This window comes from Mesorhizobium sp. B2-3-7 (assembly GCF_006442695.1).
Taxonomy (GTDB): domain Bacteria; phylum Pseudomonadota; class Alphaproteobacteria; order Rhizobiales; family Rhizobiaceae; genus Mesorhizobium.
This window is the reverse complement of sequence record NZ_VFVV01000007.1, coordinates 45,328-71,480: the sequence shown is the minus strand read 5'-3', so window position 1 is coordinate 71,480 and position 26,153 is coordinate 45,328. Positions and strand designations below refer to the sequence as shown.

Annotated in this window: 27 protein-coding genes; 19 read left to right on the top strand and 8 right to left on the bottom strand. The window is 63.1% G+C overall.

The window, feature by feature from the left end:
• Nucleotides 1-11: 11 nt before the first annotated feature.
• The 3 genes from FJ940_RS15230 (at nt 12) to FJ940_RS15220 (ending at nt 4,432) form a co-directional block, all read left to right on the top strand.
• Complete coding sequence (locus FJ940_RS15230; protein WP_140657054.1) at nt 12-1,067, top strand: succinylglutamate desuccinylase/aspartoacylase family protein; 1,056 nt, start codon at nt 12-14, stop codon at nt 1,065-1,067.
• Nucleotides 1,068-1,289: 222 nt separating this feature from the next.
• On the top strand, nt 1,290-3,479 hold the full coding sequence (locus FJ940_RS15225; protein WP_140624198.1) for an anthranilate synthase: 2,190 nt from the start codon (nt 1,290-1,292) through the stop codon (nt 3,477-3,479).
• Between the two features lie 5 nt (nt 3,480-3,484).
• Nucleotides 3,485-4,432, top strand: coding sequence for a cation diffusion facilitator family transporter (locus FJ940_RS15220; protein ID WP_140556132.1), 948 nt, complete (start codon nt 3,485-3,487; stop codon nt 4,430-4,432).
• A gap of 6 nt (nt 4,433-4,438) precedes the next feature.
• Here FJ940_RS15220 and FJ940_RS15215 read toward each other — a convergent pair whose 3' ends face one another.
• The 3 genes from FJ940_RS15215 to FJ940_RS15205 all read right to left on the bottom strand — a co-directional run bounded on the left by FJ940_RS15215 (nt 4,439) and on the right by FJ940_RS15205 (nt 6,225).
• Nucleotides 4,439-4,825 carry a type II toxin-antitoxin system VapC family toxin gene (locus FJ940_RS15215; RefSeq protein ID WP_140496079.1) on the bottom strand — a complete coding sequence of 129 codons (387 nt, stop codon included), beginning with the start codon at nt 4,823-4,825 and terminating at the stop codon, nt 4,439-4,441.
• Entirely contained in the window at nt 4,822-5,067 is a 246-nt protein-coding gene (gene vapB, locus FJ940_RS15210) for a type II toxin-antitoxin system VapB family antitoxin (protein ID WP_140556134.1), read from the bottom strand. The genes FJ940_RS15215 and vapB overlap by 4 nt, the downstream gene beginning before the upstream one ends.
• Nucleotides 5,068-5,133: 66 nt before the next feature.
• The gene (locus FJ940_RS15205) at nt 5,134-6,225 is read right to left on the bottom strand and encodes a hypothetical protein (RefSeq protein WP_140556136.1); all 1,092 of its coding nucleotides are present in this window, start codon (nt 6,223-6,225) and stop codon (nt 5,134-5,136) included.
• A 101-nt stretch (nt 6,226-6,326) separates the two neighbouring features.
• Between FJ940_RS15205 and FJ940_RS15200 the strand changes: the two genes are divergently transcribed.
• From FJ940_RS15200 to FJ940_RS15180, 5 genes are all read left to right on the top strand, one after another.
• Entirely contained in the window at nt 6,327-6,764 is a 438-nt protein-coding gene (locus FJ940_RS15200) for a DsrE family protein (protein ID WP_140524937.1), read from the top strand.
• A 67-nt stretch (nt 6,765-6,831) separates the two neighbouring features.
• A complete protein-coding gene (locus FJ940_RS15195; RefSeq protein ID WP_140556137.1) occupies nt 6,832-7,623 on the top strand; it encodes an SDR family oxidoreductase in 792 nt (263 codons plus the stop codon).
• A 63-nt stretch (nt 7,624-7,686) separates the two neighbouring features.
• Complete coding sequence (locus tag FJ940_RS15190) at nt 7,687-7,995, top strand: putative quinol monooxygenase (protein WP_140496083.1); 309 nt, start codon at nt 7,687-7,689, stop codon at nt 7,993-7,995.
• A 5-nt stretch (nt 7,996-8,000) separates the two neighbouring features.
• Entirely contained in the window at nt 8,001-8,258 is a 258-nt protein-coding gene (locus FJ940_RS15185) for a type II toxin-antitoxin system prevent-host-death family antitoxin (RefSeq protein ID WP_140496084.1), read from the top strand.
• A gap of 62 nt (nt 8,259-8,320) precedes the next feature.
• On the top strand, nt 8,321-9,424 hold the full coding sequence (locus tag FJ940_RS15180) for an AbrB family transcriptional regulator (RefSeq protein ID WP_140496085.1): 1,104 nt from the start codon (nt 8,321-8,323) through the stop codon (nt 9,422-9,424).
• 40 nt (nt 9,425-9,464) lie between these two features.
• Here FJ940_RS15180 and FJ940_RS15175 read toward each other — a convergent pair whose 3' ends face one another.
• Nucleotides 9,465-10,487 (bottom strand): siderophore-interacting protein, encoded by a 1,023-nt coding sequence (locus tag FJ940_RS15175; RefSeq protein WP_224518883.1) that lies wholly within the window; start codon nt 10,485-10,487, stop codon nt 9,465-9,467.
• A gap of 595 nt (nt 10,488-11,082) precedes the next feature.
• On the opposite strand from FJ940_RS15175, the gene leuA reads away from it, so the two are divergent.
• The 4 genes from leuA to FJ940_RS15150 all read left to right on the top strand — a co-directional run bounded on the left by leuA (nt 11,083) and on the right by FJ940_RS15150 (nt 16,638).
• Entirely contained in the window at nt 11,083-12,819 is a 1,737-nt protein-coding gene (gene leuA, locus FJ940_RS15165; protein ID WP_140657050.1) for a 2-isopropylmalate synthase, read from the top strand.
• Nucleotides 12,820-13,001: 182 nt separating this feature from the next.
• Nucleotides 13,002-14,777 (top strand): hypothetical protein, encoded by a 1,776-nt coding sequence (locus FJ940_RS15160; RefSeq protein ID WP_140524941.1) that lies wholly within the window; start codon nt 13,002-13,004, stop codon nt 14,775-14,777.
• Between the two features lie 329 nt (nt 14,778-15,106).
• A complete protein-coding gene (locus FJ940_RS15155) occupies nt 15,107-15,910 on the top strand; it encodes an alpha/beta fold hydrolase (RefSeq protein ID WP_140518309.1) in 804 nt (267 codons plus the stop codon).
• Between the two features lie 110 nt (nt 15,911-16,020).
• Complete coding sequence (locus FJ940_RS15150; protein ID WP_140496090.1) at nt 16,021-16,638, top strand: hypothetical protein; 618 nt, start codon at nt 16,021-16,023, stop codon at nt 16,636-16,638.
• On the opposite strand, the gene FJ940_RS15145 is transcribed toward FJ940_RS15150, so the two are convergent.
• Nucleotides 16,622-17,545, bottom strand: a complete 924-nt coding sequence (locus FJ940_RS15145; RefSeq protein WP_140657164.1) for a metallophosphoesterase — start codon at nt 17,543-17,545, stop codon at nt 16,622-16,624. The genes FJ940_RS15150 and FJ940_RS15145 overlap by 17 nt on opposite strands.
• A 53-nt stretch (nt 17,546-17,598) precedes the next feature.
• Here FJ940_RS15145 and FJ940_RS15140 point away from each other — a divergent pair, with 53 nt between their 5' ends.
• Nucleotides 17,599-18,096, top strand: coding sequence for an NUDIX domain-containing protein (locus FJ940_RS15140; protein WP_140657048.1), 498 nt, complete (start codon nt 17,599-17,601; stop codon nt 18,094-18,096).
• Nucleotide 18,097: 1 nt separating this feature from the next.
• Here the strand turns inward: FJ940_RS15140 and FJ940_RS15135 are convergent, their stop codons facing one another.
• Entirely contained in the window at nt 18,098-19,096 is a 999-nt protein-coding gene (locus FJ940_RS15135) for a glutathione S-transferase family protein (protein WP_140657046.1), read from the bottom strand.
• A 287-nt stretch (nt 19,097-19,383) separates the two neighbouring features.
• On the opposite strand from FJ940_RS15135, the gene FJ940_RS15130 reads away from it, so the two are divergent.
• The 5 genes from FJ940_RS15130 (at nt 19,384) to FJ940_RS15110 (ending at nt 23,032) form a co-directional block, all read left to right on the top strand.
• Entirely contained in the window at nt 19,384-19,920 is a 537-nt protein-coding gene (locus FJ940_RS15130) for an N-acetyltransferase (RefSeq protein WP_140496094.1), read from the top strand.
• Between the two features lie 59 nt (nt 19,921-19,979).
• Entirely contained in the window at nt 19,980-20,741 is a 762-nt protein-coding gene (locus FJ940_RS15125) for a 3-hydroxyacyl-CoA dehydrogenase (protein WP_140556150.1), read from the top strand.
• Nucleotides 20,742-20,808: 67 nt separating this feature from the next.
• Entirely contained in the window at nt 20,809-21,588 is a 780-nt protein-coding gene (locus FJ940_RS15120; RefSeq protein WP_140657044.1) for a HugZ family protein, read from the top strand.
• A gap of 156 nt (nt 21,589-21,744) precedes the next feature.
• Entirely contained in the window at nt 21,745-22,089 is a 345-nt protein-coding gene (locus tag FJ940_RS15115; RefSeq protein WP_140496438.1) for a metalloregulator ArsR/SmtB family transcription factor, read from the top strand.
• Nucleotides 22,090-22,228: 139 nt separating this feature from the next.
• On the top strand, nt 22,229-23,032 hold the full coding sequence (locus FJ940_RS15110) for an RNA methyltransferase (protein WP_140524945.1): 804 nt from the start codon (nt 22,229-22,231) through the stop codon (nt 23,030-23,032).
• A gap of 2 nt (nt 23,033-23,034) precedes the next feature.
• On the opposite strand, the gene FJ940_RS15105 is transcribed toward FJ940_RS15110, so the two are convergent.
• Both FJ940_RS15105 and FJ940_RS15100 read right to left on the bottom strand, forming a co-directional pair.
• The gene (locus FJ940_RS15105) at nt 23,035-24,183 is read right to left on the bottom strand and encodes a hypothetical protein (RefSeq protein WP_140496098.1); all 1,149 of its coding nucleotides are present in this window, start codon (nt 24,181-24,183) and stop codon (nt 23,035-23,037) included.
• 187 nt (nt 24,184-24,370) lie between these two features.
• A complete protein-coding gene (locus FJ940_RS15100) occupies nt 24,371-24,907 on the bottom strand; it encodes an EipA family protein (RefSeq protein WP_224704666.1) in 537 nt (178 codons plus the stop codon).
• Between the two features lie 386 nt (nt 24,908-25,293).
• Between FJ940_RS15100 and FJ940_RS15095 the strand changes: the two genes are divergently transcribed.
• Nucleotides 25,294-25,923: a histidine phosphotransferase family protein gene (locus tag FJ940_RS15095; protein ID WP_140564027.1), complete on the top strand. Its 630-nt coding sequence runs from the start codon at nt 25,294-25,296 to the stop codon at nt 25,921-25,923.
• Nucleotides 25,924-26,153: the final 230 nt, after the last annotated feature.

Below are 26,153 nucleotides of genomic sequence, written 5' to 3'. Positions count from 1 at the left end.
AGAAAGACCCCATGCAGAAATCGATCGAACGCATAGCCGGCGACAGCGAAGGGGTTTCCTACGAATTCCCGCTGTTTCGCTTCGCTGGAACCGACAAATCCGCGCCTTCGGCCTATCTGCAGGCAGCACTTCATGCCGGCGAACTGCCCGGAGTCGTCGCCATTGACGCGCTGATGCCGATGCTGGCCAGGGCCGAGGCGGAGGGGCGCATCAAGGGCGACATCACCATCGTGCCCTGGGCCAATCCGATCGGCCGCGCCCAGTATCATTTCGGCGAACATCAGGGCCGTTTTCATCTGGGCACGCGCACCAACTTCAACCGCGGTTTCCCGCTGCTCGCTGCGCCCGACACGGCACTCCTGCCCGACACCGCGCATGGCACGCCCGACCAGCGGCTGAAGACGAGACTGGTGCAGCTTTCGCTCGGCCACGACATCGTGCTCGACCTGCATTGCGACGACGAGGGTCTCTCCTACCTGTATGTCCACACAAGCCTGTGGCCGGCAATGGCCGACTGCGCCGCCGCCATGGGCGTCGAGGCGGTGGTGCTGTGGAGTGAAGACACGGACGGCACTTTCGAGGGCGCCTCGATCATGCCCTATCAGAACGTTCCCGCCGATGTGGCGAAGCTCGGCCGGCGCGTCGTCACGACGGTCGAATATCGCGGCATCCTCGATGTCGATGGCGCGTTCGCGGCGTCGGACGCCGCGGGGCTCTACCGGCTGCTGGTGGCGCGCGGCGTAGTCGCCGACCCGGCCCTGCCCTCACCCGGTGCCTTCACCGGGGTTGTCGCGCCGCTCGAAAACATCGACATGATGCCGGCGCCCCGGGCGGGTGCCGTGCTCTATGACGTGGAGCCCGGCGACCGCGTCGCCAAGGACACGCGGCTTGCCGTCATCGTCCACGCACCGGGCGAAGCCGATGGCCGCACCGAGGTGTTCGCGCCGCAGGCCGGCATCGTCCTGACCCGGCGCTCGCGCCGTATCATCCGCGCCGGCGAGGATCTGTTGAAACTGGTGGGCGACAGGAAGAGCGCCGACGCAAGGTCCGGCACACTGGAAGATTGAGCCTCCATCGAATCCAGTTGCGCGGTCGCTCAATCGCCGCTATGGGAATCGCCATGAACATGCGTTCGATCAAGACCGTTTGGTGGTGGGCCTGCTGACAGCGGCCTGTTCGAACGCGTGCGCGTGAAAAGAGAGGGTGGCCGCAGCGGAATGTCCGGGCGGCCATTTGTTTTTTCCAAGCCATTCCCGGGTCCGTTGCCCAAGAAGCTGATGGAGACGGCAATGACGATGAAGGTTCTGGACAACGGCGCAGAGAGTTTTGTGACCGGGGGTGGCATCACCATCACCCGCGAGCGCCACGACCGGCCCTATGAAGGCGCCATCGACGCCTATGTCGACGGGCTGAATGCGCGCCGGGGCGCGGTGTTCTCTTCGAACTATGAATATCCCGGCCGCTATACGCGTTGGGACACCGCCATCATCGACCCGCCTTTGGTGATCTCGGCGCGTGGCCGGTCCATGCGCATCGAGGCGCTGAACCGGCGGGGCGAGGTGCTTCTGCCGGTCATCGTCAAGACGCTCGGCGATATCGCCGAGATCACGATCGCCGAGGCGTCGAAAAAGCTGATCCGCCTCGACGTCGCCAAGCCGGGCCGTGTCTTCACCGAAGAAGAACGCAGCCGCGTTCCTTCCGTCTTCACGGTTCTGCGCGCCATCACCGCCTTGTTCAAGACCGCCGAAGACGCCAATCTCGGCCTTTACGGCGCCTTCGGCTACGACCTCGCCTTCCAGTTCGATCCGGTCGACTACAAGCTCGAACGCAAGCCAAGCCAGCGCGATCTCGTGCTGTTCCTGCCCGACGAGATCCTGGTCGTCGATCATTATTCGGCCAAGGCCTGGACCGATCGATATGACTACGCCGGCAAGGGTTTTTCGACCGAAGGCCTGCCGCGCGACGAGATCGCCGAGCCGTTCAAGACTGCCGACCGTATCCCGCCGCGCGGCGACCATGAACCCGGCGAATACGCCAATCTTGTGCGCCGCGCGATGGACAGCTTCAAGCGCGGTGACCTGTTCGAGGTCGTACCCGGGCAGATGTTCTACGAACGCTGCGAGACCCAACCCTCCGAGATTTCGCGCAAGCTGAAGTCAATCAACCCCTCGCCCTATTCCTTCTTCATCAATCTGGGTGAAGGCGAATACCTGATCGGCGCTTCGCCCGAAATGTTCGTGCGCGTCAACGGCCGCCGTGTCGAGACCTGCCCGATCTCGGGCACGATCAAGCGTGGCGACGACGCCATTTCCGACTCAGAGCAGATCCTGAAGCTGCTCAATTCCAAGAAGGACGAATCCGAGCTCACAATGTGCTCGGATGTCGACCGCAACGACAAGTCGCGCGTCTGCGAGCCGGGTTCGGTGCGCGTCATCGGCCGCCGCCAGATCGAGATGTATTCGCGGCTTATCCACACGGTTGACCATATCGAGGGCAGGCTGCGCGAAGGCATGGACGCCTTCGACGCGTTTCTCTCGCACGCCTGGGCGGTGACCGTCACCGGCGCGCCGAAACTATGGGCCATGCGCTTCATCGAGCAGAACGAGAAGAGCCCGCGCGCCTGGTATGGCGGCGCCATCGGCATGGTCAATTTCAACGGTGATATGAACACCGGCCTGACACTGCGCACCATCCGCATCAAGGACGGCATTGCCGAGGTGCGTGCCGGCGCCACATTACTGTTCGACAGCATTCCCGAGGAAGAAGAAGCCGAAACCGAACTGAAGGCCTCCGCCATGCTCTCCGCCATCCGCGACGCCAAGACGGGCAATGCCGCCAGCACCGAGCGCACCACCGCGCGCGTCGGCGACGGCGTCAACATCCTGCTCGTCGACCATGAAGACAGCTTCGTCCACACGCTGGCCAATTACTTCCGTCAGACCGGCGCCAATGTCTCGACCGTGCGCACCCCCGTGCCGGAAGAAGTTTTCGACCGGCTGAAGCCGGATCTCGTCGTGCTGTCGCCTGGTCCCGGCACGCCCAAGGATTTCGACTGCGCCGCCACCATCGGACGAGCGCGCGCCCGCGAGCTGCCGATCTTCGGCGTCTGCCTCGGCCTGCAGGCGCTGGCCGAGGCCTATGGCGGCGAATTGCGGCAGCTGCATGTGCCGATGCACGGCAAGCCGTCGCGCATTCGCGTCTCCAAGCCCGGCATCATCTTCTCCGGCCTGCCCAAGGAAGTCACCGTCGGCCGTTACCATTCGATCTTCGCCGATCCGGTGCGGCTACCCGACGATTTCGTGGTCACCGCCGAGACCGAAGACGGCGTCATCATGGCCTTCGAGCACCGCAAGGAGCCGATCGCCGCGGTGCAATTCCATCCGGAATCGATCATGACGCTCGGCCACAATGCCGGCATGCGCATCATCGAGAACATCGTCGCCCACCTGCCGCGCAAGGCCAAGGACAAGGCCGCCTAGAGACGATGGTCGAAACGCGGGACACGATGGCGGTCGCGGCGAAGGCCGCGACCAGGCGCAAGGTCGCAAGGCTTGCCTTCTGGTCGATCGTCGTCGCTTGTGTGGTGCTCGCACTCAAGCTTGCCGCCTGGTACATCACCGGTTCCGTCGCACTCTATTCGGACGCGCTGGAATCGATCGTCAACGTCATCGCCTCGGCCGCCGCGTTCTGGGCGATCCAGGTCAGCTACAAGCCTGCCGACCAGGACCATCCGTTCGGCCACCACAAGGCCGAGTATTTCTCGGCCGTCCTGGAAGGCGTGCTGATCGTGGTCGCGGCACTCCTGATCCTGAACGAGGTCTGGCAATCCTGGCTCAACCCCGTCCCGCTCCAGCAGCCATGGGAAGGCCTTGCCGTCAACGGTGTGGCGACGGTCATCAACGCCTTCTGGGCCTGGGCGCTGATCCGTACAGGGCGCAACGCAAGATCGCCGGCACTGGTCGCCGACGGCCAACACATCATGACCGACGTCGTGACCTCGGTCGGCGTCTTCGCCGGCCTTGTCGGCGCGGTGCTGACCGGATGGCAGATCCTCGATCCGGCGCTGGCCGTGATCGTCGCGCTCAACATTCTTTGGCAGGGCTGGCATGTTATCGGCTCGTCGATGAACGGGCTGATGGACCGCGCAGTCGACACCCAGGAGCATATGCGCATCCGCGACATCATTTCGGCCAATTGCAAAGGCGCGCTCGAAGTGCACGACCTCAAGACACGCATCGCCGGCCGCGCCACCTTCATCGAATTCCATCTCGTCGTCGATGCCGACATGTCGGTCGGCGCCAGCCATGTCATCTGCGACCGCATCGAGGATGCGCTGCAGGCGGAAATCCCTTCCGTGCGCGTCACCATCCATGTCGAGCCCGATGATGAGGCCAAGCTGCCGAAGGGCACGACGGCGGTGCCGTTCGCGTGAGGCAGTTCACCACGTCTCGATTGACAGAGCTTTGATCCGCTCGAATTCCCGGACATTGCGGGTCATCAGCGTGAGGTTCCGCGCGCGCGCCTGCCCACCAATCAACGCATCGTAGGGACCAATTGGAGTTCCCAATGTGGCAAGCGTTGCCCGAATCTCTCCGGCATGTCTCGCGTCTTCCCGATCGAATTCGAGCACAGGAAACAGCAGAGCTTCGATACGCGCCATATTTTCGACCCGACGCTGGCTCTTTTCGGCGCCATAGCACAGTTCGTGCACGACGATCGCTGAAACGGCAAAGTCCTGCGGCCTATGCCGTTTCAGCAGTGCAAGCAGATCCTCATCGCCCTTCATGACCGCGATGACGGCATTGGTGTCAAGCAGGTAGATCACTTGAAGACGTCGTCCAAGGCAGGTCGATCCTGCCCGTCCTGACGTTCCAGTGCTGCCTCGGCGAAATCATTATCAAGCGGTCCAATCACTTGGTCGAGCCACGCCCAGTCCTGCGCAAGCGGTTCCAAGATGACGGTTTGCCCGTGACGGCGTATCGAGACCTCCTCCGTGTCGAAACGGAACTGCTTCGGCAGGCGCACGGCTTGGGATCTGCCTGACCAGAACACTTTTGCTTTGTCCATCGTGCTATCCTCAAATGAGATATAGCAAAGATATATCCCTTCGTGCTGACCTAAACAAGGCTCCGCTCAAGGCGCGCAAGCCGATTGCGGCATCGGTTCCAGCCGGTAGATCTTATCGTCCGACTTCGTCTTGCCGTCGGCTGCCTGTGAACAGAAATCGACGATTGCCAGGCTGTTGTTGGTATTGGCCAGCATCATCATGCCGTTGGCGCCGCGCTTGAGGAAAATCTCCTTCTGCGTGATATCGCAGGAGAAATCGCTCATCTTCGAACTCGCCGCGCAGCGCCACTGGTCGGCCTCGCCCTGGCAGGAATAGACCTGCGTGACCTTGCCCGACTTTTGCCGCGTCGTGACCGAAACGGCGATGTCGGCGCCGTCAGGCCAATTGGCAAGGTCGCCGCCCGCCGCGAATGAAGCCAGTTCGACCGGCCCACGGAACACGCGGATCGACTGCGTCAGTTGGTCGGGATGCGAACCGAAATGCGCGGCATCGTAGTCGCGTCCGTAGCAGAAGGCCTGGTCGGGCTTCAGCCGGTCGCGCAGCGGCGGACCCATCGCTGGGTCGATCGGGTCGATGCGGGCGAACTCCGCCTTGCAGGTCGCTGCCGGCATCGGGTCGAGGCGGAAATTGTCGTCCCGCGACCCCAGCGCCTGCCTGTTGTATTCAGTCGTGCCGAGTTCCTCCTCGGAACCGGCATCGAGATAGATATCGGGCTGCAGGTCCGAAAGGATCAGCCGGCCCTTGTGGTCGACTTTCAGCGACGCCAGCGTGCGGTCGCATTCCATGCCGCAATGGATCGGGTTTGATGCGCCATCCTCGGATTGGTGACTACACCAGCCGCCGGCCCATTCCGGAGCCTTGGCGCCACGCACCGTGGTTGTGACGAAGCCATTGTAGGACGTGCCGGCATTCGCGGCCGGTTCCTCGTTCGGCCTGCTGACCGGATCATGGCCGTAGTAGAAGAAGATCCGGGCCACCTTCTGGTCCGGATGCGCCTTGAGGTGGTTGGCATCGTAGATGCGGCCGAAACAGGCGTCCTGACCGTTGGGACTGAGTTCGGTGAGCTTGGCCGCCTCGTCGGCGAAAGCCGTCGCGCCCAGCAGGCTCAACAAGGCCGCTCCGGACAGGACGCTTGCCAGTCTCTGTTCGAACGCCATGTGACCCTCCGCATCGGCAGGACGCGACGCCGATTTATGCTACACTCGGCGTCGCGGCCACGCAATTCGCTGCCATCTTTCAACCCGGGGGAACCATCGCCATGCGTCGACGCGACATGTTCCGCGCGATTCTCGTCGGAGCCGGCACGCTGATTGGACTGCGGGTGGCGCAAGCCGCGGCCACCGAGGCCACGAGATTGAAGGTCGCCTATCATCTCAGTGACCTCGACAAGGTCAATTTCGTGCTGGGCAACATCAAGAACCATTACGAAGGCACCGGCGGCAATGTCGATATCGCGCTGGTCGTCCATGGTCCGGCTCTTGCCGGTTTCAAGTCGAAGGGCATATCGGCGGCGATCTCCGGTCGTTTCACCGGTCTCGTCCAGCAAGGGCTCGATCCGCATGCCTGCGCCAACACCATGCACGGCATGGATATTTCGCTCGCCGACCTGCTCGACGGTTTTCATGCGGCCGACAGTGGCGGCGTCGTCAAGCTCGCCGAACTGCAAAGCCAGGGCTATGCCTATCTCAGGCCTTGAAGCTGCATGGACTGAATGCAAGGGTAGCAAGACCAGCTAAGAACCGCGAAATCCCGGAGAAACGGCAGTGCCAGCGACAACCACTCCCCTCGGGCTTGTCATTCCCGATCTCGCCGGCAAGGCGGTGCTGGTCACCGGCGCCTCGACCGGCATCGGCGCGGCACTCGCGTTGGCTTATGCGACGCAGAAATGTCTGGTCGCACTGCACTACAATTCCAGCCGTGACGCCGCCGAAAAACTTGGCAAGGCCATTCGCGACAATGGCGGCGAGGTGCTTCTCGTCCAGGGCGATTTTTCCCTGGCCGCCGACGTCGAACGCGTCGTCGAGGACAGCGCGCAGCATTTCGGCCGCCTCGACGGGCTGGTCAACAATGCCGGCGGGATGCTCGGCCGCGTGCCCTACGCCGAGCAGACAGAGGCGCATTACGACGCGGTGATGGATCTCAACGCGCGTTCGGTGTTGGCCGCCTCGCGCAAGGCGATGCCGTGGTTGAAGAGACAAGGCGGCTTCATCGTCAACACCTCCTCGATCGCCGCCCGCAACGGCGCCGGCGGTGGCGCCGGGCTTTACGGCTCGGCCAAGGCTTTCGTCTCCAACGTCACGCGCGGCATGGCCAAGGAACTGATCGGCTTCGGCATTCGCGTCAACGCGGTGGCACCCGGCACCATTCTCACGCCGTTCCACGAACGCTACTCGACCGAAGAGCAGATCAGGGGCATGGTTGCCACCATTCCGCAGGGGCGCGCCGGCACGGCTGAAGATTGCGTCGGTGCTTATCTGTTCCTCTCCTCCGATCTGTTGAGCGGCTACATCACCGGCCAGGTGATCGAGGTGAATGGTGGCCAGTTGATGCCTTGAGCCGCGACCTGCATACTGACGAACGGTATACTCTTGTCGAAAACGCTGAAGGGAGACGAAGGGATGTACGGTCTGATCGGCAAGATGCGGGCGGCCCGCGGCCAGCGCGACGCTGTCATGGACGTCCTGCGCGCCAGCACCGGCGCCCTGCCCGGCTGCCTGAGCTATATCGTTGCCACCGACCCGGCCGATGCCGATGCCATCTGGGTCACAGAAGTGTGGACTGACCAGGCAAGCCACAAGGCCTCGCTGCAGCTTCCCGAAGTCCAGGCGGCCATCGCCAAGGCGAGGCCCTTCATCGCCGGCTTCGAGTTCCAGGTGGAAACCAACCCCGTCGGCGGCTTTGGATTGGCTGACGACAAGACGGGCTGATCCGGGTGGACGACTCGACGCAGATCGTAAACATTAGCGATGCGAAGGCCAATCTTTCACGTCTCGTTCAGCGAGCCGCCAACGGCGAACCTTTCATTATCGCCAAGGCTGGCAAGTCATTGGTCAAGGTCATTCCTATGGATCAATCGGTGCCGGTACAATCGCGACGGGTTGGCTTTATGGCTGGTCAGTTTTCGGTGTCCGACCGTTTCGATCGCATGAGCGGTGGAGAAATCGAGCAACTGTTCGGCACAGACATCTGAGGCGATCGCTTTTCGATGCAGCGGGGGTTCGCATCCCTTACCGCTCAGTCTAAGACCAGAACATGGATTCCTCGCCCAAGCAGCCGTCTCCTGGCCAGCCGGCCGTCGAGCGCATGGCGCGCATGCGCAAGCCTTGGCAATGGCTGGCCCTCCTCGTCATTTCCGTGCTGTTTGCCGGTGCGCTCGAACTGGCCGCGCTGCCGGCGGCGCTGCTCATCGGGCCGATGCTGGCGGCTATCGTCGCCGGCACCAACGGCGCTACCGTGCGCGTGCCGCGGCTTCTGTTCGGCTCCGCCCAGGCGATCGTCGGCTGCCTCATCGCCGCTTCGATCTCGGCCGACATTTTTCGCGTCTTCTATGCCGAATGGCCGCTGTTCCTCGGCGCAGTGACAGCCACCGTCACGGCGTCCAGCCTGCTCGGCTGGCTGATCAGCCGGTGGCGCATCCTGCCCGGCACGACCGCCGTCTGGGGATCCTCCCCAGGCGCCGCCACCGCAATGGTGCTGATGGCCGGCGCCTTCGGCGCCGACCAGCGCCTCGTCGCCTTCATGCAGTATCTGCGTGTCATCTTCGTCTCGATGACGGCGGCCATTGTCGCCAAGATGTGGGTCGACACGTCAGGCGTCGAAATCCCGCCGATTATCTGGTTTCCGCCGATCGATGCCCAAGCCTTAGCAGCAACCATTGGCATCGCGCTGGTCGGCGGGCTGGCGGGAAGGCTTTGCCGGTTGCCTTCGCCCTCCTTTCTGGGCACCTTCATCTTCGGCGCGGTGATCCACCTTGGCCTCGGCGTGCCGATGCAATTGCCGCCTTGGCTGCTGGCTGTCAGTTACGCCATGGTCGGATGGTCGATCGGGCTGAACTTCACAAGGCCGATCCTGCGCCATGCGACACGTGCCCTGCCGCAGATCGTCGCTTCGATCGTGGCTCTGATCGCCTTTTGCGGCGGCCTCGCCTTCATGATCAGCCATCTGCTCGGCATCGATCCGCTGACCGCCTATCTCGCGACCAGCCCCGGCGGCATGGACAGCGTCGCCATCATCGCCGCCGCCGCCCAGAACGTCGACATCTCCTTCATCATGGCGCTCCAGTCGGCGCGTTTCCTGATCGTGCTGCTTGTCGGCCCGAGCATCGCGCGGCTGGTAGCGCGCGCGGTGAAGGAATAGGCTGCTCCGCCCCGGCTGCCGGCATACTTATGGATCGATCCTAACCCTCGTCGTCGCCCTCGGCCTGCGCGTCGCGACGCCAATAGGCCGTTACCAGGTGCCGGTCGCGGCCCAGGCCCCACTCCTTGCGCACGATCTTGCGGATCTCGCGGAAGTCCGTGAACTCGCATCCGGCCCAGACGTAGAGGTTATCGGCAAGCGCCATGTGGCTGCGCTCGCGCAGGGCGGCCGCCAGCAGGCCGGCGGTGCCGGCCGCGCGGTCGTGCCGGTAAAGCCAGGTGATTTCGATGTTGTCGCCTTGCGCCAGCGCGATGCGGTCGTCCGGGCCATCGACCTCGATGAGCGCCTCGACGCGGGTTGACGGCCGCAGTTCCCCCAGAATCCGGCCAATTGCCGGCAGCGCTGTGTCGTCGCCGACCAGCAGCAGGGTCGGCGCCGTCGGCGTCTCGCCGCCGCTTGGCCCGATCATGCCGATCACGTCTCCCGCCACCGCGTTCTGCGCGAATGTGGCAGCGGGCGTGTCATGGTCGGGGTGCAGCACGAAATCGACATCGAGCCAACCGCTTATCGGATCCACCGCCCGGATCGTGTAGATGCGGACGGTGAGCGCATCCTCACCGGCAGGCCACACAAGCAGGCCGTCGGCGCCCATCGAGGGCCAAACGGGCGGCCTGCCCCGCGGCGGCAGCAGCAGCCGGATGTGCAGGCCGCCATGAGTAAACCGGCCAAGATCATCGCCTGCAAAGCGCAGGCGCTGCATATGCGGAGAAATCCGCGTTGACGACACAACCGTGATTTCGCGGAAGAAGATTGGGGTGCCGGTGTCGCTGCCGTCGCCTTGCCAGCGCAGTCCGCTCGTCGTTCCAAGGTGCTGCGCGACGTGGCCGGCGACCGTCATCTTCATGTAGGACAGGCAGGTTTCGTCTACGGCCGAGACGCGGATCAGCATGGAGTCGCCCTCGAGTGCCGCGCTCAGCGAACCGTAGTACAGGCGAAGTTCCCATCGATCGGCAACACCGGTCTCGACCTCGAATTCGCTGTGCTCGGTGCGCAGCCGGTCCATCACCGACCTGATCGCCGCATCGCTGATCCGGGTTTGCGCTCGCAGTTGGTCCATCGTTCGCGTCTTTCGAAACGGTTTGAAGCAATCGGCCGCAGGAGGGCCGCGCCGGCAGCGGCATGCCATAGACGTTCCGAAGTTTCCACAGAAACTTGAATACATAAGTCATCTTATATATTGAACCGCTACGTCCCGTTGGCGGCCAGGTCCGGCCTCGGCCTGTTGGAAGGGCACGCACGTCGGCGACGTCAGACGGAACGTGGCCCGGCACGCGCCCGGCTGTCGGCATGGCTTTCGGTACGGCTTGCCTCCGGCTGGCCGCTCCTGTATGAAAACCGCCATGAACACGCGCGCCACCACCGCTTCCCGTCAGACCGGCTTTGCCGGCGAGACCGTGCGCGCGCTTGCCTCGACGCTGCTTCTTCTTCTCGGCCTTATCGGCGATCGCCGGGTTCGCTGAAGGAGCGCCCGGCGGTCGAGCCGCCGCGCAAGCGCATGCTCCTTGGCAGTCACATCAAGCGAACGAAAATCTGGTAAAGGCGCCACTCGCCACCCATCCGCCTGAAGGCGGATTCGAGGGTCGCCGGGAGAAACGACGATGAACGCACGAGAAGAAATCCGCGTAAGCGAGGCCCCGGCGGGCCAGCAGAACGGCGGCATGCCGGACGCCGCCCGCAAGTACCAACCCTACCCAATCGTCGGCCTCACCGACCGGACCTGGCCCTCGAAAGTGATCGACAAGGCGCCAATCTGGTGCTCGGTCGACCTGCGCGACGGCAACCAGGCGCTGATCGACCCGATGGGCCACGAACGCAAGGCGCGCATGTTCGCGCTGCTGCTCGACATGGGTTTCAAGGAGATCGAGATCGGTTTTCCTTCGGCCTCGCAGACCGATTTCGACTTCGCCCGCTGGTGCATCGAAGAGGGCAGCGTACCGGCCGACGTTTCGCTGCAGGTGCTGGTGCAGTGCCGGCCCGAACTGATCACCCGCACCTTCGAAGCGCTCAGGGGCGCCACCAACCCGATCGTGCATTTCTACAATTCGACCAGCGAGTTGCAGCGCCGCGTCGTCTTCGAGAAGGACGTCGCCGGCATCAAGCGCATCGCCACCGATGCCGCCAAGATGATCACCGACATGGCAGCGGGTGCCGGCGGCGGCTACCGTTTCGAATACTCGCCCGAAAGCTTCACCGGCACCGAGCTCGAGGTGGCGCTGGAGATCTGCAACGCGGTCACCGAGATCGTGAAGCCGACGCCTGACAACAAGCTCATCATCAACCTGCCGTCGACCGTCGAGATGTCGACGCCCAATATCTATGCCGACCGCATCGAGTGGATGTGCCGCAATCTCGACAGGCGCGAGAACCTGATCATTTCGCTGCACCCGCATAATGACCGTGGCACCGGCATCGCCACCACCGAGCTCGGCCTGATGGCCGGCGCCGATCGCGTCGAAGGCACGCTGTTCGGCAATGGCGAGCGCACCGGCAATGTCGACATCGTCACGCTGGCGCTCAACATGTACACGCAAGGCGTCGATCCGAAGCTGGACTGCTCCGACATCAACCGGATGAAGGATGTCTACGAATATTCGAACCAGCTGAAGATTCCCGAGCGCCATCCCTATGTGGGCGAACTCGTCTACACCGCCTTTTCCGGCTCGCACCAGGATGCCATCAACAAGGGTATGAAGGCGCTGAAGAAGGCCAACACGCCAGTGTGGGAGGTTCCCTACCTGCCGATCGACCCGGCCGATGTCGGCCGCAGCTACGAAGCCATCATCCGCATCAACTCGCAGTCCGGCAAGGGCGGCATCGCCTATGTGCTGCAGGCGGATTACGGGCTCAACCTGCCGCGCAACCTGCAGATCGAGTTTAGCCAGGCAATCCAGGCGATCACCGATGCCGAAGGCAAGGAAGTGCCGGCCAGGCGCATCTATGAGCGCTTCCTCGATACCTATGTCGACCAGCCGGGCGCCAGGCTGAAATTCCTCGATCACCACACCTATCCGGACACCGAGGTAAAGGGCCGGCGCGTTGTCGAGGCGGTCATTATCGACGACGGCAAGGAGATGACGATATCAGGCACAGGCACAGGCCCGATCGACGGCTTCGTCGATGCGCTGTCGCGCCATGTCGGCGTCGATATGTCGGTGCTCGACTATTCCGAGCACTCGATGCAGCGCGGTTCGAACGCCTCGGCCATTTCCTATGTCGAGATGGAACATCCTGACGGCAAGCTGTTCGGCGCAGGCATCAACACCAACATCGTCGCTGCCTCGCTGGAGGCCGTGGTGTCCGCCGCCAACCGGATTATCGGCAAAAGAGCCGGTTGATACAGGCCTGGAACGAATTCGGGACCATCGTCGTTTAGCGATTGGTCCCGACTTTTGTGTCATTAACCACCGGGAAATTATCCGGTGTGGTACGCGATCGCATAATACGTGTATGCTTGTACGGTGGTGCGGTAACGATATGATCGCGCCTCAACCTGTGCCGACTTCGAGAGGATCGACACTTGCAGCATGCCACGCCTGCCGCCCCCGCAGTGCGCGAGACACTGGAGCGACTGCTTGCCAGCGAAACGTTCGGGAGATCCGAGCGCGCGCGCAAATTGCTTCGCTATCTCGTCGAGCGCGAGCAGGCCGGGGAAGCCGACAGGCTCAAGGGCTTTTCCATCGCTATGGATGTTTTCGGCAAGGACGGCGATTTCGATCCGTCCACCGATGCCGTCGTGCGGGTGCAGGCGGGCCGCCTGCGCGAACTGCTGCAACATTATTTCGCCAATGAAGGCATTGCCGAGCCGGTCCGCATAGCCATTCCGCGCGGCGGTTACGTCCCGGCCTACGAACTCAATGCCATCCGCCTGCCGCAAGCAGCGGAAGCCGCCAGTCACGCAGAGCCGACAGCCAGCCTGCCCGAACAGTCCGGTGCCGCCGATGATGCCGCACCCATGGCGGCCTTGCTCGGCCAGGTTCCTGCGGCGGGCCTCTCGGTGACGCGCCATCTCAGGTTCTTCTGGATCGCGATCGCCGTGGTTATCGCCATGTTGGGCGTTCTGATCCTGCGCCAGGGCGGCGGTGCCTTGCTGGCGGGAGGCGACATCCCGGCAACGTTCGAGACCGCCGGCGAAACCGGCAGCATCACGCCGTCGCCCATGGTCGAAGCGCTGCCGCTCGTCTACATCGCCCTCAGGGCCAACACTCCCAATGCCAGTCGCGTCGCCGCATCGCTGCGTGCCGGCCTGAGCGGCTTTGACACGATCGACTTCATCGGTCGCAACACCGTCAACAAAGCCGATCCGGTCGCCGATGCGACGAGTTTCATTTTCGATATCCTGCCTGGACCAGACGCGGGCGACGTTACCATCGAACTGCAAAGCTTGGCGTCCGGACGGGTGCTGTTGTCGCGCAACCTGACCGCCGCCGACAGCGCACCAACCGTAGTCGAGGATCGCATATCCGGCATTCTCAGTGCGGCACTTCCCGCTTCTGGCACCATCTACAATTACATCGAGCAGTCCGGCGCGGAGACCGGCCTGACGCAGTGCCTGCTGCTCAACGACAAGTACTATCTCGACCAGAACGCCAGGACTCACGAGACCGCCTATCGTTGCCTCGAAGCCCTTGCCAACAGTGGCGCGAAATCGTCACTGGTTTATTCGGAACTCGCCTCATTGCATTTGGAGGCCGTGACCGACCACTACGCCTACCCGCCGGACGCAACGATCGAGAAGGCGATGACGTTTGCCCATCGCGCCGTGCAGATGGGGCCGACCAGCCCGTACGCACATCGCTCCTACGGCTACATCAATTCGCGCCTCGGCAATGCCGACGAGGCCCTGCGATGGATGCGGAAGGCCCATGATCTTAACCCCTACGATCTCGCCATGGCCGCCGCCTATGGCTACGGGCTGGTTTTCGCCGGCCGGTACGCCGAAGGAACACCTCTTCTGGCGCATGCCGTGGATGCCTCGAGCGGCCACCCGACCTGGTGGGACTTTGGGCTTTTCGCCGGAGAATTAATGCTGGGCGATACCAGCAAGGCAGCGATAGCCAGCAGCGCTCTGAGAACCACTGCGGCGAAATCGCACTATCTCGCCGCCCGTCTGATCGGCGCCAAGATCGCCGGTCGGGACAACCAGGCACGCAGGCTGCTTGATGAGCTGATAACCGAATTTCCGAAATTCGCCGCCAATCCGCGCGCAACCTTCATCGACAGAAAATATCCCGCCGATCTGACCGAGCGGCTGGTCGACGCCTTGCGTGCCGCCGGGCTCTTCAACGCGAGCTAGATGTGAGCCATTCCAGGGCAGCTAGTGCCGGGTTCCCTTCCGGAGTTGCGTGAAAATGAGGACTTCAAGCGGACAGCGAGTCCATCGAATAATGAAAGGCCCAAAAGCGTTTCGCGTCGAAACGGATTCATGCGACACGCCTTAGGTCTTTTTGCTCGTGCGTGTCGTTCGCCCAAATCGAGGTCGCTTTTGGGAGCGGCATCCACCAGCAGCCGGCTCGCTGTTCGGCCAATCGCCTAATCGCGAAAATTTTACTGGCGAACGCTCTGGACTAGGAGCAATTCAGCCACATTTCCATCGCGCCTTCTCGAATAAAGCCTCAATCTTTCATGACTTCATCACTTTATGCCGACGAACGGGGTGTGGGTTCGAAGACCATCGTCCTGCTGCATGGTTTTGGCGGCAGCCACGATGTCTGGCGCGAGGTGATCTCCTTGCTGCCGCCTTCCGTACGCACATTGGCCTATGATCTGCCGGGACACGGCCTGTCGCTCGACTTTCCGTCGGCCGGACCGGCCAAGGTCGCGGCAAACGCCATCCTTGCCGACCTCTCCGCACGCGCGATCAAGCGCGTCCACCTCGTCGGCCATTCGATGGGCGGCGCGGTTGCAGCGCTGATGGCGTTGGCGGAGCCGGCAAAAGTCGCCTCGCTGACGCTCCTGGCGCCGGGCGGTTTTGGCCCCGAAATCAATGGACCGTTGTTGCGCCGCTTTGCCCGCGCGCAGGACCTGGCCGAAGTCCAGGCCTGCCTCGCCGAAATGTCCGGCCCTCGAGCCGCGCCCTCGCGTCGCATGGCCGAATTGCTGTGCGAAATGCGCGGCCGCCCCGGACAAACCGAAAAGCTCGTCGAGATCGCGGCCGCCATGACCAGGAGCGATCGACAGGGCGTCATCCCGCGCGAGCGGCTCGATGCGCTGAACATGCCGGTGATGGTGGCGTGGGGATCGGATGACGCCGTTCTACCCTTTACCCAAGTGGATGACCCGCCGGAGCGCTTCCATGTGCACCATGTGCTGGAGGCCGGCCATATGCTGGCCGAGGAAGCGCCCGACCTGATCGCCGAGATCATTCGCCGCAACAGCAATCGCCGCGTCGGGCCGCAACGGGTGAAACTGTCCGCCGCGGCCAGCTGACTTCTTCCGTCTGCGCCGCCAACGGCGACCCTTGATGCATTGATCTCGCCAGTGCATTTTGCCGGCGGCTGTGTTAACTCCATGTTAACCAAACCCGCGAGGCCACGCCCATGAAGGATGCAGGCGAAAAGATCATCGACCCGTCGAGAAAATTGTCCGATGCCATTCGCGATGTAAAGAATGCCTTTGCCGATCGCGACGACGTCGTCGTCGACATGCGCGAGGCGCATCGCATGCGGCTCGACCTTCTTGCCACCGAACTCGCGCCCGTTTTTGCCGACGTTCCCGCCGACATGGACAGTTTCGACTTCGTCGTCTCGTCCGGTCTGCAGCCGCGCCTGTGGATCGACGCCGTCAGCCATGTCGCCATGGGACGCGACCGCCGCACCTACCGTTTCCTGAAGGACACCCGCATCGGCCGTGTGGTGCTGGCCGAATCGAGCGAGATGAAGCCGGTTGCCGATTCCGTGACGCGCTATGTCGCCGAGCGGATCGTCGAACGTCAGAGAATGATGGAGGGTGGCGTCGAGGCTGCCGTTCCCGGGATGAAGCGGCACGTGGTGCCGGAAGCCGAGCCGCCTTTGCGATCGCCGCCGCGCAGCAAGGGCTGGTCGGCCGTCCTGTCCGGCCTTGGCCTGATCGCCGCAGGCGCGCTGGTGGGACTGGCGGTTTCGATCGTGCTGTTCTGGGACCGTATCGTGGCGCTGGGGCTCAGCTTGCGGCCATAGCCGGTTGCGCCCCGAGCTCGAGCGTCTGCAGATCCGAAGGTGGTATCGCCGGCCCCGTCAAGCCGCGCCGCGTCAGGCGGATGCGCCAATCGCCTTTTTCACCGTCTATGTCGAACAGATTGTACTGCGCCGCCGGAGGCTTGCCGCCGGGAGCCTGGCCGGCCGCGGCGACGCCAACCACCGGGACCTTGGCGTCGCGCGGGCCGATCTGAAACAGCGACGGCAGATGTGAATGGCCATGCAGGACGAGCTCGGCACCGTGCCGGCGAATGATTTTGTGGAAGCGGGCGATGCCGAACAGCCGCTTGTGCTGCGGGACGGCGCCCCGCACCGGCGGATGATGGATCATGATCGCACGGAACAACCCTTGCTTCGCCGTCGCATCGAGCATTTTGCGCAGCCGCTCGGCCTGGCCTTCCATGAAGAAGCCGTTGGCCATGAAGGGTGCCGTCGCACGCGCCGTGGTGATGCCGATCAACGCGACATTGCCGCGCACGCGCAGATAGGGAAACGAATTGCGATCGATCGGACTGTTGACGCCGTCGCCCGTCATCCATGCCGCCCAGGACCGGCACACCTTGTCGAAGGCGCCAGGCACATAGGCATCGTGATTTCCCGGCACCACCGACACGTCATGCGGCGAGCCGAGCGTCTCCAGCCAGTGCTTGGCCATCTCGATCTCGCCGTCGAGTGCCAGGTTGACGAGGTCCCCGGTGACCGCGAGGTGATCGGGCGCGCTGGCCTTGATATCGGCCACGATGGTGTCGATCACCGCATCGTGCATGTGCCGGCGGCGGTTGCGCTGCCAGTTGACGTAGCCCAGCACCCGCTTGGAGGCGAGATCGCGATAGGTTACTTCAGGGAGTGGCCCCAAATGGATATCGGAAACATGCGCGAGCCTGAACATTTCTCCTTCATAGGCGACGCGCACGCGGCTTTCCACCCACGGTTTCGCGACTGATGGCGACCGATCCCGAGAGCACTTTGCGCCAGACCGGCTGGCCGGGGCTGCGAGCCAGGCTGTTCCATCTCTACTTCGTGCTGCGGCGGCCAATGACGCTTGGCGTGCGCGGGCTCATCCACGAAACGGCATCCAACTCCCTCTTCCTTATCCGCCACACCTATGTGCCGGGCTGGCAGCTTCCCGGTGGCGGGGTCGAGATCGGCGAGACGATGGCCGAAGCGCTGGCGCGCGAACTGGCGGAAGAGGGCAATATCACGCTGACCGCTCCGCCGGTGCTGCGCTCGATGCATTTCAACCGCCGCGCCAGCCGCCGCGACCATGTCGGCCTGTACCTGATCGAAAAATTCAGCCAGACGGCCCCGAAACTGCCGGACCGCGAGATCGCCGAGGCAGGTTTCTTTCCGCTCGATCGTTTGCCCCAGGGTACGACCCCGGCAACGCTGCGGCGCATCGCCGAGGTTTTTGGCGGGAAGCCGCCGTCACCCTATTGGTAGTTCAGGCAGCCGCCTTGGCGAACCGTGCCCTGTCATGCCGCGCGCCGTAGTCAAGTTCCGGCCCCACAGGCACGATGCGCGTCGGGTTGATCATTTCGTGGCTGCCGTAATAGTGCGACTTGATATGATTGAGGTTCACCGTGCCGGCTACGCCAGGCACCTGGTAAAGATCGCGCAGATAGTTCGACAGGTTCGGATAGTCGGCGATGCGGCACCGATTGCATTTGAAATGGCCGACATAGACCGGGTCGAAGCGCACCAGCGTGGTGAACAGCCGCCAGTCGGCTTCGGTGATCCGCTCGCCGACGAGATAGCGCTGATTCGACAGCCGATGCTCCAGCGTGTCGAGCGCGGCGAACAACTCCCCGAACGCTTGCTCGTAGGCGGCCTGCGTGGTGGCGAAGCCAGCGCGATAGACGCCGTTGTTGATGGCAGGATAGACCAGTGCATTGACCGCGTCGATCTCGCCGCGTAGCGCCTGCGGATAGAAGTCGAGGTTGGCGTCACCCCAAGCGTCGAAAACTGAATTCAGCATCCGGATGATTTCGGAGGATTCGTTGGAGACGATGGTCTCATCCCTTTTATCCCACAGCACCGGCACCGTGACCCGGCCGGAATAGTTAGGGTCGGCCCTGGTGTAGATCTGGTGCAGGAAGTCCAGGCCATAGAGCGTGTCACCTGTGGCTCCGTCCTGCGCCAGGAACGTCCAGCCATCGGCGCCCATGAAATGATGGACGACCGACACGGAGATGATGCCTTCAAGCTTCTTCAGCGCCCGGAAGATCAGCGTTCGGTGCGCCCAGGGACAGGCAAGCGAGACATAGAGGTGATAGCGACCGGGCTCCGCCTTGAAGCCGCGGCCGCGGCCGCGGCCTTCGGCAGGCGCCCCGTCACGAGTGATCCAGTCGCGCCATTGCGACTGCGCCCGCACGAATTTGCCGCCGCTGCCTTTGGTGTCGTACCAGCGGTCCTGCCATTTGCCTTCGACCAGCAATCCCATCGCTTGTCCTTTCCTGTCTAGTACATCATGTAGGGCTCCAAGTCGTTGCATGGAATCGCCGGGCGCTGAACAGATCGTCAAGCACGTCGCGGCGCCCGTTGCTCTCTACCTGCAAAACCGCCGATTGCAGCGGCGGGAAATTGATGCTAGCGGACACTCCGCATGTTCGATTTTGCTTTGATCCGGTTCGACCGACGACGAAAGGGCGCCCACGCTTGATAAAGCGCTGATTGGCGAATGCTGCCGTTTGCAGCAAACCTTTCCTCCTGTACCGGAACGCAAAGACCATGAGCCTTGCCGACGTAGAATACCTGCCGGAAACTCCGGCGCACGACCCTCAGATCGAAGCCATCAATGACGAAGCCTTCGGGCCCGGCCGTTTTGTGCTGGCCGCCTACAAGATCCGCGAGGCCGGCGGGCATGAACGCGCGCTGTCCTTCGTCGCCATGGACGGCGATCTCGTGGTCGCATCAGTTCGCATGACCCGCATCGCCGCAGGCGCCGGACGCGCGCTGATGCTCGGGCCGCTCGCGGTGCGGCCGGCCTTCAAGAATCTCGGCATCGGCCGCCGGCTGGTGGCGATCGCGCTGGAAGCGGCCGCCAAGGCCCGAGCGCCCGCCGTCATGCTGGTCGGCGACGAGCCCTATTATGGACCGCTCGGCTTCAAGCGTATCCCGCGCGGCCAGATATCGATGCCACGCCCCGTCGATCTCGACAGGCTGCTGTCGCACGAGATCATGCCGGGCGCGGTTGCAAGGCTCACGGGCGAGGTCTGCCATGCCGACCAGGCCAGGGTCGCCGAGCACTTTGCCGCGATGGCTTGACCATTCGCGCCGATTGCGCGCCTGATCCACGCCTGACTCTCATGTGAAAGGATGACGCCATGAATCCAAACGGTGAGGTCGCGGTTGTTACCGGCGGCGGCTCCGGCCTTGGCGAGGCGACGGCGCGCGCGCTGGCCGCCAGGGGCGCCCGCGTCGCCATCTTGGATGTCGGCGTCGATCGGGCGGCCAAGGTGGCGGCCGAGATCGGCGGCATCGCCGTCCAATGCGATGTCGGCAGCGCCGACAGCGGTGTTGCCGCGCTTGCCGAGGTCGCGGCCAAGCTGGGCGAACCGCGCATCCTGGTCAATTGCGCCGGCATTGCCATCGGCGTGAAGACGATCGGCAAGGATGGTCCCCATCCGCTCGATCAGTACCGCAAGGTGATCGAAGTCAATCTGATCGGCACTTTCAACATGATCCGCCTCGTCGCCGACGGCGCCGCAAAGCTCGACCCGCTGCAGGGCGGCGAGCGCGGCGTCGTCGTCAACACCGCATCCGTCGCCGCCTATGACGGCCAGATCGGCCAGGCCGCGTATTCGGCATCAAAGGGCGGGGTCGTCGGCATGACGCTGCCGGTGGCGCGCGATCTTGCCCGTTCCGGCATCCGGGTCTGCACCATCGCACCCGGCATATTCAGGACGCCGATGATGGCCGGCATGCCGCAGGAGGTGCAGGATTCGCTGGGCGCCGCGGTGCCCTTCCCCTCGCGCCTCGGCGAGCCGTCGGAATATGCGGCCCTTGCCTTGCACATCATCGAGAACCAGATGCTCAACGGCGAGACCATTCGTCTCGATGGCGCCATTCGCATGGCTCCGAAGTAGCACTTGCCAGCCTGGCGCCATCGTCTGATAAGTGGAATAGCCAAATCAACTTAGCAGGGCGAGCATTTTGGCCGATCGAACGAAGGACGTGATCCGCGAGACCGACGCCGAGGCGATCCGGCAGGCCAAGACACTCATGCGCCGCGCCCGCTTCGGCGCCTTGGCGGTGTTGGAGCCGCAAACGGGTTCGCCGCTGGCGAGTCGGGTCGGCGTCGCCACCGACATCGACGCCACGCCGCTGATCCTGGTGTCGCAGCTTTCGGCCCATACGCCCGCCATACTTGCGGACCCGCGCTGTTCGCTTCTGCTCGGCGAGCCGGGCAAGGGCGACCCGCTCGCGCATCCCCGGTTGACGCTGATCTGCCGGGCAGCGCGGATCGAGCGCGGATCGGACGCGCATGCACGCGCCGAACGCCGCTATCTCAACCACAATCCGAAGGCCAGCCTCTATGCCGGCCTCGGCGACTTTTCGATCTTTCGTCTCGAACCGCAGCGCGCCAGCCTGAACGGCGGCTTCGGCAAGGCCTACCTGCTTGATCGCACCGATCTCATCACCGACGGGCCGATCGTCGAGGAACTGGCGGCCAGCGAGCAATCCGCGATCGACCACATGAATGCGGACCATCTCGACGCCGTCGCCCTCTACGCGCATCATTTTGCCCGGGCATCCGGCGACGGCTGGGTCATCGCCGGGTTCGATGCCGACGGCATGGATCTGGCCTCTGGCGACGATGCCGGCAGGGTCTTCTTTCCGCAGCCCTTGGTCACAGCGCATGAGTTGAGGCACGTCTTGGTCGACATGGCCAAGAGCGGCCGGGCGGCAACGTCGCCAAATAACCGCACTTAAATTACGTTTGATCAAAAGCAACGCTTGAGATTTGAATGAAATGTTCTACCCTTTGGCTGTGGCGCTGACTCGTTGGCGACCATTCACAACTGAGTTTATGGATTCAGGCACCATTGCCCCCATGGTGCCTCGATGAGCAAAGAGCATGGGGGATCGATGATCTCGACAAAGCTAATCGCCAACGCCGGATCGGCGGCCGAATTTCTGATGCTGATGGGCAATGAAAAACGGCTTTTGATCATGAGTTATCTGATCGACGGTGAAATGTCGGTCGGAGCCATCGCCGAGAAGGTGATGCTCAGCCAGTCCGCCCTGTCGCAGCATTTGGCAAAGTTGCGGGCGCTGGACCTTGTGGACACCCGCCGCGACCGCCAGATGATCTACTATTCCTGCAAATCCGACGCCGTGCGCGAACTGCTTGCCACGCTCGACGGCATTTTCGGCAGCGGCAAGGATGATCTGTCCCAGATGGCACAAAGGCTGCGCCGCGCCGGAACTTGAACGGCTGGTCGCGTAAACGTTTACGCCACCAGCGGCCTTCGGCAATGTGCGTCCATCCTGGGCGCGCAAAATACACTTTGACACTGCCTCCGCGCATCATGTTCTTGGCAACCGATTCCGATTGTCAGCCGAGGCTCAGATGATCCTTGTCCACATCGACGATCCGCGGGATCCGCGCGTCGCCGCCTATCTCGACATCCGCGAGCGTGACCTCGCCGGCCGACAGGGCCGCTTCATTGCCGAGGGCAAGGTCGTGCTCGACATGCTACTGTCGGCCGCTCGCTTCCGTGCCGAATCGGCGCTGGTTCTGGAGAACCGCTTGGCCGGCCTCGAAGAAATCCTGCACAAGGCATCTCCTGACCTGCCGGTCTATGTCGCCGCCGGGGCTGTGATGGATGCCATTGCCGGGTTTCACATGCATCGCGGCATTCTTGCCATTGGTCGCAAGGAGACGCCCCAGCTGGCCGAGGCCCTGCTGGACGGCTTGCCTGCCCGAGCATTGATCGTGGTGCTCGTGGGCATCGCCAACCATGACAACATGGGCTCGATTTTCCGCAACGCCGCCGCGTTCGGCGCCAACGCGATCCTTTTGGATGCGACCTGCTGCGATCCGCTCTATCGCAAGGCGATCCGCGTTTCGGTCGGCGCGGCCTTGAAGGTCCCGTTCGCCTCGTTCAGCGACACCGCGCGGTTCGCCGCGACGCTCGACCGGCGTGGCTTTACCCAATTTGCGCTGTCGCCGCGCGGGACATCAGACATACGCGATGCAAAACCGGCCGAACGCCTGGCACTCTACCTCGGGACTGAGGGCCAAGGCCTGCCCGAAAGCCTGCTCGCCCGTCTCAATACTGTTCGGATCAACATGTCGGAAGGCTTCGACAGCCTGAACGTCGCGGCGGCATCCGCCATCGCCCTGCATCATTTCTGCGCCGGCGGTGCCTGAATTCAATCTGCCGCAGCCGCCTTCTGTAATGCCCGCACGCGGTCGGCAAGGCTGCGGCCGCCGCTGTTCGGACGCGCATCCTGCTGCGCCTCCAGCGCCTTGGCGATCGGCGATCCCGGCCCTTCGAGCTTGGCTGTCAAGTTGACGACTTCCGCCGCCAGGTCATTCATCTGTTCGCGCAACATGGAACTTGCGTGGCGTGTATCGCCCTGCGGGCTGGCGGCCTCGGCAGCGGACAGATCCGCCTTCAGCCGCTTGTTCTCGCGTGCCAGTGCCGTCAGTCTGGCCTCCAGCCGCTCACGGTCGGCGTCGAGCCTGGCGATCGCCGTTTCGACGTCGTCGCGCCTGTCCGCCTGTACCTGCCCGCCGATCAACCGCAAGGCCGAGGCGCCGTCCCCGGCCTTCGCTTTTTCGCGCTGCCGCGCCAGATCTTTCTCGCGGCGTTCGAGCTTCTCCTCTCGGTCGGCAAGCGCGGCGAGCAACCGTTCGACTTTCTTGTCCAGTTCGGCGGTTTTTTTCCTCTCGGCCTTCAGCGCCTCACGCGCGGCCTTGCTTTCGGCCGCGATCTCCTGGTTGCGCCTGTCCGCCTCCTTGCGCTGGCCGCGCAGCAGCGCGATATCGCTGGCGAGCTTCTGCAACTCGGATTCGCGCGCCACAAGTTCGATCTGGCGGCTGCTGGAGGAGAAGCTGGCGTCGTCATACATGCGTTCCAGCTTCTCAAGCTCAAGCGCGCGCTTCTCCAGTTTGCGTTCGGTCTCCTTGAGCCGCTCGGACAGCCGGTGCAGTTCATCCTCGCGCTGGTGCAGCGCCGCGTTCTTGGCGGCCAGTTCATCGAGCACCTGGTTCTTGTCCATGCGCTCCAGCGCCAGCCCCTTCAGGGCCTCGCGGCCGCGATTGATCTCGATGAGCTGCTCGGTCGATTTCTCGCGCAGCGCCTTGACGTTCATCTCGAGGCGGCGCGTCGCCATGGCGAACTCCGCCCGGATCCGGTCCTTGTCGGCCCCGATTTCGGCTTGCGTCAGCGGGATCGAGGCTTCGATGCGTTTGCGCGTCAGAGCGACCGCCCGCCGCCAGATGGCCGGAGCCACCATCAGCGCCAGAAAGCCGGCGCAGAGAAAGCCGAGAGCAAAGAACAGGACCGACTGAACCAAGTGACTATCCGTTATCGCGCGCCGACATGCAACAATACGAGGATCAAAAGCCGGTCGCGACCTTTGACCGCTACTCTGTTGGCATGACGGAAATCCGGCGCTGCGGCAAGGGCTCGCCGCGGCGCATATGGGTCATCGGATCTGGATTCTTATCGAAGCGTATACACATTCCGGTCGTGACCTCGGGTCAGAACGGATTCCACGTCGCCCGTTCGGTAAGCTTCAGGTAGCCGAGATTGACGCCGAGCCGGGCGCCGACGCCGGTGCGGATCGGCACCAGCAGCACATTGTTGTTCTTCAGCACATTGAATCCGACGCCCGCCACCACATAGGCCGAGCCGGCGACGCCGCCATAACGGTTGTAGAGATTGCCGACGTCATCGAGATTATAGACGAGCATCATCACCCGCGATCCCTCGCCGCCGAAATCCCAGCCGAGCGACGGGCCTTGCCAGAACACTTTATGGTCGCCGGCATTCTTGGTGTAGAGCGTGCCTTCGCCATAGGTCAGGCCGCCGATCAGCGCGCCGGATCCCTCCTCGCCAAGCAGATAGCCATTGGGCAAGCCATAGGAAGCAAAAATCTTCTCCACGACTGTGGCAAGGCCGCCCGATGTCGCGCCGAAGAACTTGTGACCGGAATCGACAATCTCCTGAGCGGTGTACTCCTGGGCCCGCAGGGCCGATGTCGAGAAGACGAGAACGCCCAGGAGCGTGATCGCCATTGAGAGGACACGGAGAAAACTCCGGCCGTAGAATCGGGAAAACATGCTTCCAATCTCCGTCAGGGAGCACTTTCGCCGACGCCTCGCACCCGTACGGCTCTTTAGGCGGCCGTTAAGGATGGCTGTTAGGGGCAAACTATGCCGTAATCCTTTTTCAACCATTAAACTCGCACATGAAGATGGCGGTTCGAAGGCTGTTGGGGTCGTTCATACAGGCAAGCAGCCTGCGTGAACGCGCCATAGGCCCCAACGGCGATTTTGGGTTTGTTGCTGCACGCACGGGCGCTGTGTATTCAGAAAGCCTGGGAAGAGAGCGTGATTCGTATGGGCAGGCGACGATCGATCGCGCGGCCATGATTTATGGGATTTTGCAGGGATTTTCGCCGATGTCCGATCTTTTCACCCTTTCCGCACCCGATCTGGCGGCACTTTTGTGCAGCCGGGTCTGCCACGACATCATCTCGCCTGTCGGCGCGATCAACAACGGGCTTGAACTGCTCGATGAAGGCGGCGCCGACGAGGACGCCATGAAGCTGATCCGCCAGAGCGCCCGCAACGCCTCGGCGCGCCTGCAGTTCGCCCGCATCGCCTTCGGCGCGGCTGGTTCCGCCGGCATGCTGATCGACACCGGCGATGCCGAAGCCGTCGCTATCGCCTTCCTCAAGAATGAGAAGCCGGAACTCATCTGGAATGGAACCCGTGCACTGTTGCCCAAAAACAAGGTCAAGCTGCTGCTCAACCTGATCCTGGTCGCCAACGCCGCCATTCCACGCGGCGGCAAGCTTTCGGTGACGCTGGAGAATCTCGAGACCGAGCCTCGCTTCGCGCTTTCGGCGAGCGGCCCCATGTTGCGGGTGCCGCCGAAATTCCTCGAACTGCATTCCGGCCACAAGCCGGAAGAACCGATCGACGCGCATTCGGTGCAGCCTTACTATACGCTGCTTCTGGCGCGGGAGGCCAACATGACGATATCGATCCATGCGACCGCGGAAGAGATCGTGCTTTCGGCGGCCTGAGATCCGCGCAGACCAGCAGCAAAGTATTTCAGCGCTGTAATATTGGTTGAATGGACCTGCGGACGAAAGATGAACTTCGCCTGACAGCGCGGGTCAAAGCATCTGCAAGAAAAACCTTGCAAACTGGCATCTTTGCAAAAATTTTACCTAATGGCTTTTCGGCTTCTTTACCAGATCGGCCTATGCTGTGCGGCAGATACCCCGACGCGACCGGATTGCCACAAGGCAAA